Genomic DNA, 12,788 nt, shown 5'->3' with positions numbered 1-12,788 from the left:
AATCTTTTTATTAACTTATTATAGTAAGTTAGTTTATATTTTCATGTAAAGGTAATATAGATGTCCAAGATTAAAGGTAATGTTAAATGGTTTAATGAATCTAAGGGTTTTGGGTTCATTACTCCTGAAGATGGAAGCAAAGATGTATTTGTTCATTTTTCAGCTATCCAAAGTAACGGATTTAAAACTTTGACAGAAGGTCAAAGTGTTGAATTCGAAATTACCGAAGGAGCAAAAGGTCCATCTGCTGCTAATGTAATTAGTTTATAAATTAATATTATATTTTTAATTTAACTCTATAGTGCAGTGCTAATTAGTACTGCACTATTATTTTTTTAAAATTGTTTAAAAATGTAAATTCATATTATCAACTTTATTTATATATTTGTATATATGGAAAATTTTAATTTTAATAAATTTTTATTTAAATTGATTACTTAAAATTATATATTTTAAAGTTAAATTTATTTATTATCTAAAATAGATTATTCTTATAAAACCATACGTACCATATTAATTTGACTTAAATCATGATATAAGGTTTCTATTTGAGAAAAATTTTTAGCGCATATTGTAATAGAAATAGAAAGATAATTGCCTTTATTACTAGATTTTATTTGAGGTATGTAATCTCCAGGTAATCTAAATTGAATTACTTGTACAATTTTATCAATTAATTCTGGTTTTGCTAAACCTATTATTTTGTAAGTAAATGAGCAAGGAAATTTTAACATTTTTTCTAATTTTGTTTTCATTTTAATTCCTTTCTATTTTTAAAAAATATATTAAATTATTTTAATAATATTAAATAAAATATTTTTTAAAATTAAATATTTATAATGAATAAAAATTTAATTTTGATAAATAATAATATTTTATTAAACAATTTTTTATATATAATGAAACATTTTTCTTATATTTTTATTGATTTTTTTAATATAAAAACTATAATATTTCATTTTTATGTATATTGATATTTTAATTTAACTTTTTATTTTTTAAGCATATATTTATTAGATTTATATAATTTATAGTTTTTATTATTTTTTTTATATATATATTATATATTTTTTTAATTAAAAAAATTTTTTTATTTTAAGATTATTAGTAATAAATCAATATATCATTGATACTTATAAAAAATACATGCAGTCATACTATTATTACAATAGTTATATTAAATTTAATTTTTATAGTATAATTAATGCAAACAGAGACATGTTTATGTTGAAAATTTTCAATTCATTAACCAAAAAAAAAGAATATTTTAAGCCTATTATTTCTAATAAGGTTGGCATGTATGTCTGTGGAGTTACTACATACGATTTTTGTCATATTGGTCATGGAAGAACTTTCATTATATTTGATGTGATAGCTCGTTATTTACGTTATTGTGGATATCAATTAAAGTATGTTAGAAATATTACAGATATTGATGATAAAATAATTAATGCATCTTATCAGAGAAAAGAATGTATAAATATATTTACAAATCGTATGATAAAATATATGAATCAAGATTTTAAATTATTAAATATTTTATCTCCAGATGTAGAACCAAAAGTAACAGAATATATAACAGTTATTATTGATATGATTGCTGAATTATTAAAATTACATCATGCATACATATCTCAAGATGGGAACGTAATATTTTCTGTAAAAAGTGATATCAACTATGGTATGTTATCTAAACAATCTTTGAGTTTTTTACAATTTAGCGATAAAATTAAAAAAATAAATACTATAAAAAAAAATACATTAGATTTTGTTTTATGGAAGACATCTAAAAATAATGAACCGTATTGGAACTCCCCCTGGGGACGAGGGAGGCCTGGATGGCACATTGAATGTTCTGCTATAAGTAGATCCATATTGGGTAATACGTTTGACATTCATGGTGGTGGGGCGGATTTATTATTTCCTCATCATGAAAATGAAAGATCTCAGTCTATGTGTGTAAATCAAAGAATTTATGCAAATTATTGGATTCATGCAGGTTTAGTTAATATAAATAATAAAAAGATGTCTAAATCTTCGGATAATTTTTATATATTAAGAGATATTTTAAAAAATTATGATTCTGAAATTCTTCGTTATTATTTTTTATCAACTCATTATAGACATCCTCTTTATTTTTCTGAAGAAAATTTAAAAAAATCTAGTTGCTCTTTAATAAGATTATATAGAGCATTACAGAATACTAATTTTAGTGATAGAATAATTTATAACTCTATTTTTGAATTAGAATTTAAAAAAGCTATGGATGACGATTTTAATACACCTATGGTATTTTCTATTTTTTTGAAATTAGCAAATAGAATTAATATTCTAAAAAAAGAAAAAAATACTATGCAAATTAATAAATTTGCATCAATATTAAAATCTCTAGGAGAAAAGTTAGGATTATTATTACATAATCCAAGTGATTTTTTAAAAAATATATCTAATTATACGGATAAACAAATACAAGAGATAGAGAAGTTGTTAGAAATAAGAAATATTGCTAGAAAATTTAAAAAATGGACTACAGCAGATAACATCCGTAATTATTTATTAAGTCTAGGTGTAGTGATTGAAGATAACCAAAATGAAACGATTTGGTACGATAAAAAACAATCTTAGTATTTTTATATTTTTATATTCTTAAAATTTTTTAATATTATCTTTTTATATGGATTATTTTTAATAATTATGATAATGCTCACAGGCATATAAAGTATTATTTAATAATGTAGCAACAGTCATAGGGCCTACTCCACCTGGTACAGGAGTTATATAAGATGCTTGTAAATATACAGATTGAAAATCAATATCGCCTACAATATTTCCAGAATGTAATTTATTAATTCCTACATCGACGACTATTGCGCCTTTTTTAATCCATGTTCCATCTATAAAATTTGGTTTACCAACAGCTACAATAAGTAAATCAGCATTTTTAACATAATATTTTAAATTTTCTGTAAATCTATGTGTAATTGTAGTGGTACAACCAGCTAGTAATAACTCTAGACCCATTGGTCTGCCTACTATATTGGATGCACCAATAATTACAGCGTGTAAGCCATAAGTATTAATATTGTATTGATTTAATAAGGTCATTATACCTAATGATGTACACGGTCTTAGTTGAGGGTTTTTTTGACAAAGACAACCTATATTATATGGATGGAATCCATCTACATCTTTTTTAGGCAAAATTTTACTAACTATTTTCATTTGATCGATATGTTTAGGAAGAGGAAGTTGTATTAAAATTCCATCAATACTATTATCATTATTTAGTGTTTCAATTAATTCTAATATTTTTTTTTCAGAAGTATTAATAGGAAAATTCCAATTTTTTGAAATAAATCCTACTTTTTTACAAGCAAGTATTTTTTTATTAATATAAATTTTAGAAGAGGTATTATTACCTATCAGAATCACTGCTAAACCTGGTGTTCTTTTTCCTATTATTAATCTTTTTTTTACTTTTTCTTTAATATTTAATTGCATAGCATCAGCTATTTTTTTACCATTCATAATAGTTGCTGACATAAGAACTCTCAATTAACATATAAAATATGTATTATTAATTTTATTTTTCATTAAAAAAGAAATATTTTTATTTTTAACGCAATAACAAATTTTATCACTTATATAAAAATAATTTTTTTATTTATAAATATAAATCTATTACTATATATGATATAGTATGTTACTAACTTTTTGATATAAAATATATTTAAAATAGTTTTATGCACCCTTAGCTCAGTTGGATAGAGCAACAGCCTTCTAAGCCGTAGGTCACAGGTTCGAATCCTGTAGGGTGCACCATTAATTATAGTTATTTTAAATTTAATAACTATTTTTTAGAATATTTTTTATATTATTTTTTATTTTTAATGCTGTAGCATTCGCATCTATTTTATAATATTTTACATTTCCCAATATTGACTCATATTTATAGTATTGTATTAACGGAACAGTAAATATCTTGTATTCTTGAATCCTTTTTTTTATTTTTTCTTGGGTATCATCTTCACGAGTAACCAGCTTTTCCCCTGTAACGTCGTCGTAATTCTCTATTTTAGGTGGATTATAAGTTATATGGTAAATTCTACCTGACTTAGTATGTATTCTTCTTCCTTGAATTCTTTTTAATATCAATTCATCTTGTAGTAAAAATTCAATAACATAGTCTATTTTTATTTTATTTTTTTTCAATTCATTAGCTTGAACGACTGTACGAGGAAATCCATCTAGTAAAAATCCTTGATGACAGTCCTTTTCTTCCATTCTTTTTTTTATTAGTCTAATAATAATATTATCATCAACTAATTTACCATAATTTATGAATTTTTTAATCTTTTTACTCAATTCAGTATTATCTAATACAGTATTTCTTAATATATCTCCAGTAGATATTTTGGGAATATTATATTGATTTGTAATCCACTGAGCTTGAGTTCCTTTTCCTGTTCCTGGAGCCCCAATAAATATAATACGCATTAGAATCATTTCCTAAAAATTCTGAATATATATTTATAAAAATTTTTAATATTATCTATATTTTAATTTTTTTAATTAATGAGTAATTTATTCATTCTATGAATGAATTTATTAGGATCATCTAAATTTCCCTTTTCAGCAAGTAAAGCTTGTTCTAGTAATAATTGAATCCATTCGTTCAGTAGAACGTCGTTATTTAAATTCATGATTTTTTTTACCAAAATATGATTTGGATTAATCTCAAATATATATTTTATTGGAGGAACAGTTTGTCCGGCTGCTGAAAATAATTTTGCCATTTGAGTGGTCATTTCATTAGAATCTGTCAGTACTATAGCAGGAGTATCGATTAATCGGTATGTTAAACGTACATCTTTTATTTGGTCTTTTAATATTTCTTTTATTTTTTTTATGAAATTTTCATTTTCTGTTTCTGAATACGTTTCTTTTTTTTCATTTTCATCTATTAGTTTATTTAAAGATTCATCGTTTTTATTAATTGATTGAAATTTTTTTTCTTGAAATTCAGTTAAATAATTCATCATCCATTCATCAATACGATCTGACAGTAATAAAACGTCAATACCTTTTTTTCTAAAAAATTCTAAATGAGGACTACTATTGGCTGATAAATAACTATCGGACGTGATATAGTATATTTTTTCTTGTCCTGGAATCATATTTTTAACATAATTACTTAATGACAATATTTGTTCTGGGCTATTCGTTCTGATAGAAGAAAATCTTAAAAGATTTGCAATAACACTTTTATTTATAGTGTCTTCAGCTGGTCCTTCTTTAAGAACTAATCCAAATTGATTCCAAAATATTTTATATTTTTTATGATCAGTATTGGCTAACTTTTCTAGCATTTGTAATATTCTTTTTGTAATTCCTTGACGTAAATTTTGCGTAATACTATTAGCTTGAAGTATTTCTCGGGATATATTTAAAGGAAGATCATTTGAATCTATTAAACCACGTACAAATCTTAAGTAATTAGGTAAAAATTGTTCAGCATCATCCATTATATAAACACGTTTCACGTAAAGTTTGAGACCGTGTTTATTTTCTCTGTTCCAAATATCCCAGGTTGCTTTTTCAGGAATATATAATAAACTAATGTATTCGTGTGTGCCTTCTACATGATTATGGCTCCATATAATAGGATTATTAAAATCATGCGTAATATGTTTATAAAATTCTTTATATTCTTCTTTAGTAATGTCAGATTTTTTTAATGTCCATAATGCTTTTGCCTTATTAATTTGATCCCATGTACCTATTTTTTTTTGTTCATCATAATTAAATATTTTTACAGGTGCTGCTATATGATCTGAATATTTATTAACTATATTACGTATTTTCCATGTATCTAAAAATTCTATTTCTTCTGGTTTTAAAAATAAAATAATTTCTGTTCCCTTTTCTTTTTTAACAATTTCATCAATTGTATATTCTCCGTCTCCGGAAGATTCCCATTGAATACCTGTATTTTCTTTATTTTTTGCTGCACGAGTGCGAACAACAACTTTTGTTGATACAATAAATGATGAATAAAAACCTACACCAAATTGTCCTATTAATTGATGATCTTTTTTCCCTTTTTGTCCTAACACATTTAAAAATTCTTTAGTTCCTGATTTAGCAATAGTACCTAAATTTTCAATAACTTCTTGTTTATTCATACCAATACCATTATCACTAATAGTTAAAGTATTATTTTTTTTATTAGTGGAAATATTAATCCATACATCGGAATCGTTATGATATTCTTCAGGTGAAGAAATAGATTTAAATCTTAGTTTATCTATTGCATCAGAAGCATTAGATATTAGCTCTCTAAGGAAAATTTCTTTATTGGAATAAAGTGAATGAATCATTAGATGAAGTAATTGTTTCACTTCTGATTGAAATTTATATTTTTCTTTTTTTTTAATATTCATAAATGAATTCCAAATTAAATTTTGTATTATTTTTAATAAATAAAATATTTATTATTATATTTAATATAATAAATTATATTTTTATATTGAATATTTCACCATTCTATAATGGTAAGGTAAATTCAGGAGGTAAATCCACTCCTGGAGAAATAGATGACATTTTTTGTTTATGTGCTTCAGAAATTCTTCTTTCAGCATCATTAAATGCTGCTGCAGCTAAATCCTCCAACATTTCTTTATCATCTTTTAATAAAGATGGATCTACTTCTACTTTTTTACAATTATGAGCTCCGTTGATAGTTACTTTCACTAATCCTGCACCTGCTTCTCCCGTAACCTCCATATCTGTGATTTCTTGTTTTATTTTTGATATTTTTTCTTGCATCTGTTTTGCTTGTTGCATTAAGTTTCCTAATCCATTTTTAGTAAACATATTTTTCTTCTTTAATGGGATTTATTTTTTGAAATAAAAAAATGAGTATAGACTATTTTATCATATTTTTTTATTGTTATTAAAATATTATACTATTTTTTCTTAATAAAAACATAATTGAATATATTTTGAATATTTATATAATATGACGATATATTAAACATTTGTGATTTTTTTATGTAACTATTTTAATAATAATTTATTAATATTAAGTAATATAAGATAAATAGTATTTATGATTAGAGGATTAATATTGTATTAGTTTTAATATTTAATGTTCTTAATAAAATCATTTCTATGCCTATTTTATAATTAGGAGCCATATCTAGTTCCGTTATACCAGATATTAATGTTTTATAATATAATTGAATATCTTCATGATTTATGGTATCAATTATTATTGATAACCATTTTTTTTCAGTATCATCGTAATTATTATCATCCCATAGTGATGGGATTTTTTGTAACATGGTAATCTGATGTAAAGTTCTGAGAATTTCAATTAATATTTCTTTCCAATTACTCCCTTTTATATTTAATGTATTAAGCAATGAAATAATCTCATTAGCATCTTTTTTTAATATGGCTATAGTTAAAATTAATGATTGTTTCCGATCAATAGTTCCTAGCATATTTGTCACATTATTTATAGATACATTACCTTGTCCCATAGATATTACTTGTTCAGTTAAATTTAAAGCATCTCTTAAACTACCAGAAGCAGCTCTAGATATTATTTTTAATCCTTCGATATCGTATGTTATTTTCTCATCGTCTAATATCTGTTTTATTTTAGTATAGATTTCTATTGGTTCCAGCTCTTTTAAATTGAATTGCAAACAACGTGAAATAACAGTTTTTGGAATTTTTTCTGGATGAGTAGTTGCCAAAATAAATTTAATATGTTTTGGTGGTTCTTCTAGCGTTTTAAGAAGGGAATTAAAGCTATGTTTTGATAACATGTGTATTTCATCAATTAAATAAATAATAAAACGACCTTGTACAGGTGAATATTTTATATTATCTAATATTTCTCTTATATCTTCTACTTTAGTTTTAGAAGCTGCATCTATTTCTAATAAGTCAAGAAAAACACCTTTTTCTATATTTTTACAATTAGAACATATTCTACATGGTATCGAGGTGATACCTAATTTACAATTTAAACTTTTAGCAAGTAATCTGGATATAGTAGTCTTTCCTATTCCTCTTGGTCCAGAAAATAACCAAGCATGGTGAATTTGACCAATAGATAAAGCATTGGATAAAGCAGTCAGTATATATTTATGACCAATTACTTGCTCAAAAGATTGTGGTCTCCATTTTCTTGCTAATACTTGATATTTCATCATATAAATACAATTTTTTCATAAATTATTTTATCCTAACATATAATTATATTTTTTTAATAGTCTTAATTACTCATTAGAAATTTAATATTATAAATAAGCTTGCAATTTATTTAATTTTAGGTAATTATAGTTAAGTTATGATTTATTTTTAAATTTTTTAGTACTCTATTAGCGATTTAGTACTGTATTCTTAAAAATCTGGTCAGATTTGGAAAAAAGCAGCCATATTAAGTAATCAGGTACTTAAATTTAGCTAATAGAGTCTTTTTTATAATTATATATTTTAAATACAATTTAATTGAGCTGTATGCATTTTCCAATACTGTCCTTTTTCTTTTATTAATTTTTCATGAGAACCTTGTTCTATTATTTTACCTTGATGTAATACAATTATTTTATCTGCTTTAATGATGGTAGAAAGACGGTGAGCAATGACCACTAGTGTTGCAAATTCTCTTACTGCTATTAATGCTTTTTGTACGTTTTTTTCTGTTTCTGAATCTATATTAGCTGTTGCTTCATCAAGTATTAATATTTTAGGGTGCATAACCAGTACTCTGGCAATCGCTAATAATTGTTTTTGTCCTATGGATAAATTGTTTCCTCTTTCTCCTAGATTTGAATGTATTCCTTTTGACATTGATCGCACTAAATTATCTAATTGTACTGTTTCTAATACTTTCCAAACTTTTTTTTCTGATATATTTCTACCAAGTGTTATATTTTTTAAGATAGTATCTGCTAATATTAAGGGTTCTTGTTGAACAATAGATATACTTTTTCTTAAAGTATAATGACTTAGAGTATGTATAGGACGTTTATCTATATATATTTCTCCTGAATAGATGGGATAATAACCCATTATTAAATTAGCAAGAGTGCTTTTACCACTTCCTGTATGACCGATAAATGCAGTAAAGCTTTTGGAAGGGATGATGATATTTACATTACTTAAAATATTAGATGTTTTACATGTGTAACTAAAATTAAGATTTTTGATTTGAATTAATCCACTTTTTAGCTTTGTGTAATCGGATCCATAAATTTGTTTTGGTGTGTCGATTAATTCAAATATTCTTTCTCCTGCAACGATAGCTTGTTGTAATATAGATTGTTGAGTAGTAATGGCTATTAGAGGTTCATTTAATCTGCCTAGGTAACTAATGAATGCATATAGAATTCCAACTTTAAATGAATTTATGGAAAAAAAATTAAATGATGTAATTAATCCGCATAATACAATAGCTGACAATAAACTAAGTAGAGGTCTGAGCAATAGACCGTCTAATCTTAAAATTTTCATGCGAGTTAAATAATGCAAATTACTGGTTTTTTTTATAGATTCTTGAAATTTAGATTCTTGACCAAATTGTTGAATAATTTGCATTCCATTGATAATTTCATTAAATTTGTTATTTATATTTTCTACATATTCTCGTACTTTTCTTAAAATTGGTGTACTATATTTTTGGTAATATAACATTACCATTATTACCATTGGAAATATAATAGTTGCAATACTAGCCATATGCCATTCAAGAGTAAACATAGCTATTAATGTAACAATAATCAAGACCACACTACGAAATACAGTGGCGATAACTGTATCATAAAGTTCTTTTACTATTTCTGTATCATTAGTAATTCTAGATATAATTTGTCCTATAGGTTGTGTATCGAATATATGTAATGGTTGATATAGAGCGGATTTAATAACATCTAATCGTAAATGTTGAACAATATTTACAGCAGTATTATTAAAAATAATAGTTTGAAAATAGTTAAGAATAACTGCAGTAATTTGTAACATTATAAAACTAATTATTATTGAAAATATTAATATAGTATTTAAATTATGAGGGACAATAATATGATTAATGAAATAGCTAATTAATATTGGTCCTAATACTTCTGTAATTGATGCAGCTAATAAACAAAAAAAAGCTAAAATTAGCTTTTTTTTCCAAATTTTTATATAGTTTAATAAACGTTTCAGAACAGTCCAAAATCTGATCAAATTAGGAGTACTATTTAATAACATATGAATTTCGTATCCTTATTTAGTTAAATATTTATTTTTTGATAATTATACATCATATTGTACCATTTTTTTTCTTTCATTAATTCATAATGATTTCCTATTTGAGAAATAGATCCGTTTTCTAATACAATTATTTTATCAGAATTTATTAAAGTGGATAGTCTATGAGAAGTAATTATTAAAGTATGTTTATTTTTTTTCCATTTATTTATATTTTTTAGTATTTTTTGTTGACATTTTCCATCTACAGCAGATAAAGCATCGTCTAATATAAGTATTTCAGTATTAGTTAATAAGGCTCTAGCAATAGAAATTCTTTGTTTTTGACCACCAGATAACATAATTCCTCTTTCTCCGACTTGAGTATTATATCCTTTAGGAAAATTTAAAATATCTTGATGGACATTGGCTAAATAAGCTGCTTGTTCAATTTCTTTTATGGTTGCGTGAGGTTTTCCTAAAGATATATTATTGGATATGGTGTCTGAAAATAAAAAAGAAGTTTGGTTAACTGTAGATATACGACGACGCCATGATTTTGTTTCAAAAATAGATAAAGAAGTATTATTATAAAATATATCTCCATCTTCTATATCAAATTGTTTTTGTATTAGATTTAATAGAGTACTTTTCCCTGATCCAGTTGGCCCACAGATTCCTAATATTTTACCAGGATGCAGTGTAAAAAAAATTTTTTTTAATGTATATTTTTTATTTTTTGGATAAGTAAAACTATTAATTTTTATTTTCAAAGTACATTTTTCTGTTGTAAATATTTTATTTTTTGATGTATTGTTAGATAGATTTTTCAAAATAATCGATTGTATTCTTTCCCAAGCAGCACTTCCTCTTTCTACAATATTAAACATCCAAGCTAAAGCTAACATTGGCCATACCATTAATCCAAGATACATAATGAAACTGGTTAATTGACCTAATGACATTTCTTTATTCCAAATAAGATAACCACCTTCGATAATAGCAATTAAATTGGACAATGAAATTCCTAAATGTATAGTTGGATCAAATTTAGCATCTATTTTTGCTACTTCCATGTTTTTTTTTCCAGCTATTTTTGCAACTTGATCAAATTTTTTACATTGTTCTATTTCTAGACCAAATGCTTTTATCATTCTAATATTAGTCAAACTTTCTTGAGTTTGATTTGTCAATGTAGAAAATGCTATTTGAGCTTGACGAAAAGTATTATGTAATTCTGTTCCATATTTTTTTATAATTAAAGCCATAATAGGCATAGGTATCAACGACAATAATGTTAATTTCCAGCTAATTTGAGTAATCATTATTATTAGTACCGATAACCCCATTATCAATGAATCTACTAATGTTAAAACTCCTTCTCCGGCAGCAAATACTACTTTATCTACATCATTTGTAGCTCTAGCCATGAGATCACCAGTTCTATTTTTTAAATAAAACATAGCGTTTTGACAACTTAGATAGTTATAGAATTGTACTCTTAATTCTATAGCTAATTTATAAGCGGCTCCAAAAAGCAAAATTCGCCACACATATCTGAGAATATAAACTAATATAGCAGTACACAACATAATAATAATCCAATGCAATATTTGCATATTATTTACTTTTTTTGTCATAACTAAATCAACTAACATACCGACTACTTTAGGTGGTAATAATTGCAAAATAGCAATAGAAATTAGTAAAAAAATTGCACCTAGATAACGTTTCCATTCACGAATAAAATACCAACTTAATTGATTAAATAATTGCACAGAAGATTCCTAAAGTTTTTATTGAAAATAATTATCATATTTAATATATTTTTTATAGCTATAAAATTTTAAATATATTTTAATATTGTAGTCATATTATCATATGATGAGTACTAATTATGTAGTATATATATTTTATTATTATTATATTTTTAATATAATCATTAAAAATATAATAATAATATTTTATTAAGTTGTGAATGCAATATTATTTTATATTGTATATATATTATAAAAATATATTTTTAGTGAATATAAATTAATAAAAATTAAATAAGTGAATATATTTTTTATAATAAATTAATCGTTCTTTACGATAAAAATTTATTAAATATTTGTATATCTATTTTAATTTTATTTATTTTTTTAAAGATTATGTTATTTTGTAAGTTAATTTATTAGTATAATAAATAAATTTAATCAAGATAATCTCTATAAGTCAATTTTCATATAATATATAATTATTATTTCTTCTGTTATTATGTAATAATAAGATTATGTATAAAAAATTTATCTTTATATTTATATAAAAATATAAATTTATTAATAATAACAATTATGTTATTTTATGATTCATAAAATATATATAAAAATTTTTAAATTTATTTAAATATTATCTATTTTAACGTTTTTATTTATATAATAATAGAAATTATTCCATATATAAAAAAACTGAATGAAATTTTATTTTTTAATTTTTTATTTATTTCTATATTTAAGATATTTAGGAAGAATAGATTTTAATCTAATAAAAACAAGTTG

10 protein-coding genes, 1 tRNA gene and 1 other RNA gene are annotated in these 12,788 nt (G+C 23.7%); 4 read left to right on the top strand and 8 right to left on the bottom strand.

Annotated features, from left to right (window positions below; translation table 11 throughout):
- Window positions 1–60 precede the first annotated feature (60 nt).
- A complete protein-coding gene (cspE, locus tag AB4W65_RS02105; RefSeq protein ID WP_265196743.1) occupies window positions 61–270 on the top strand; it encodes a transcription antiterminator/RNA stability regulator CspE in 210 nt (69 codons plus the stop codon).
- A gap of 221 nt (window positions 271–491) precedes the next feature.
- On the opposite strand, the gene ybeD is transcribed toward cspE, so the two are convergent.
- A complete protein-coding gene (gene ybeD, locus AB4W65_RS02100) occupies window positions 492–755 on the bottom strand; it encodes a DUF493 family protein YbeD (protein WP_367673505.1) in 264 nt (87 codons plus the stop codon).
- Between the two features lie 469 nt (window positions 756–1,224).
- Here ybeD and cysS point away from each other — a divergent pair, with 469 nt between their 5' ends.
- Entirely contained in the window at window positions 1,225–2,625 is a 1,401-nt protein-coding gene (gene cysS, locus AB4W65_RS02095; RefSeq protein ID WP_367673504.1) for a cysteine--tRNA ligase, read from the top strand.
- Window positions 2,626–2,685: 60 nt separating this feature from the next.
- Here cysS and folD read toward each other — a convergent pair whose 3' ends face one another.
- Window positions 2,686–3,543, bottom strand: a complete 858-nt coding sequence (folD, locus tag AB4W65_RS02090) for a bifunctional methylenetetrahydrofolate dehydrogenase/methenyltetrahydrofolate cyclohydrolase FolD (protein ID WP_367673503.1) — start codon at window positions 3,541–3,543, stop codon at window positions 2,686–2,688.
- 202 nt (window positions 3,544–3,745) lie between these two features.
- Between folD and AB4W65_RS02085 the strand changes: the two genes are divergently transcribed.
- Window positions 3,746–3,822 (top strand) — tRNA-Arg (locus AB4W65_RS02085).
- A gap of 21 nt (window positions 3,823–3,843) precedes the next feature.
- Here AB4W65_RS02085 and adk read toward each other — a convergent pair.
- The 4 genes from adk to dnaX all read right to left on the bottom strand — a co-directional run bounded on the left by adk (window position 3,844) and on the right by dnaX (window position 8,228).
- The gene (gene adk / locus AB4W65_RS02080) at window positions 3,844–4,497 is read right to left on the bottom strand and encodes an adenylate kinase (RefSeq protein ID WP_367673502.1); all 654 of its coding nucleotides are present in this window, start codon (window positions 4,495–4,497) and stop codon (window positions 3,844–3,846) included.
- 71 nt (window positions 4,498–4,568) lie between these two features.
- On the bottom strand, window positions 4,569–6,437 hold the full coding sequence (gene htpG, locus AB4W65_RS02075) for a molecular chaperone HtpG (RefSeq protein ID WP_367673835.1): 1,869 nt from the start codon (window positions 6,435–6,437) through the stop codon (window positions 4,569–4,571).
- A 109-nt stretch (window positions 6,438–6,546) separates the two neighbouring features.
- On the bottom strand, window positions 6,547–6,876 hold the full coding sequence (locus tag AB4W65_RS02070; protein ID WP_367673501.1) for a YbaB/EbfC family nucleoid-associated protein: 330 nt from the start codon (window positions 6,874–6,876) through the stop codon (window positions 6,547–6,549).
- Between the two features lie 239 nt (window positions 6,877–7,115).
- Window positions 7,116–8,228: a DNA polymerase III subunit gamma/tau gene (gene dnaX, locus AB4W65_RS02065; RefSeq protein WP_367673500.1), complete on the bottom strand. Its 1,113-nt coding sequence runs from the start codon at window positions 8,226–8,228 to the stop codon at window positions 7,116–7,118.
- 166 nt (window positions 8,229–8,394) lie between these two features.
- Between dnaX and ffs the strand changes: the two genes are divergently transcribed.
- Window positions 8,395–8,490, top strand: an RNA gene (ffs, locus tag AB4W65_RS02060) — signal recognition particle sRNA small type.
- Window positions 8,491–8,511: 21 nt separating this feature from the next.
- Here ffs and AB4W65_RS02055 read toward each other — a convergent pair.
- Complete coding sequence (locus tag AB4W65_RS02055; RefSeq protein ID WP_367673499.1) at window positions 8,512–10,269, bottom strand: SmdB family multidrug efflux ABC transporter permease/ATP-binding protein; 1,758 nt, start codon at window positions 10,267–10,269, stop codon at window positions 8,512–8,514.
- Window positions 10,270–10,292: 23 nt separating this feature from the next.
- Window positions 10,293–12,026, bottom strand: coding sequence for a SmdA family multidrug ABC transporter permease/ATP-binding protein (locus AB4W65_RS02050; protein ID WP_367673498.1), 1,734 nt, complete (start codon window positions 12,024–12,026; stop codon window positions 10,293–10,295).
- Between the last annotated feature and the right edge of the window lie 762 nt (window positions 12,027–12,788).

The organism is Buchnera aphidicola (Pemphigus populi) (assembly GCF_964058935.1).
Taxonomy (GTDB): domain Bacteria; phylum Pseudomonadota; class Gammaproteobacteria; order Enterobacterales; family Enterobacteriaceae; genus Buchnera_C; species Buchnera_C aphidicola_D.
This window is presented reverse-complemented; position numbering and strand designations above follow the sequence as displayed.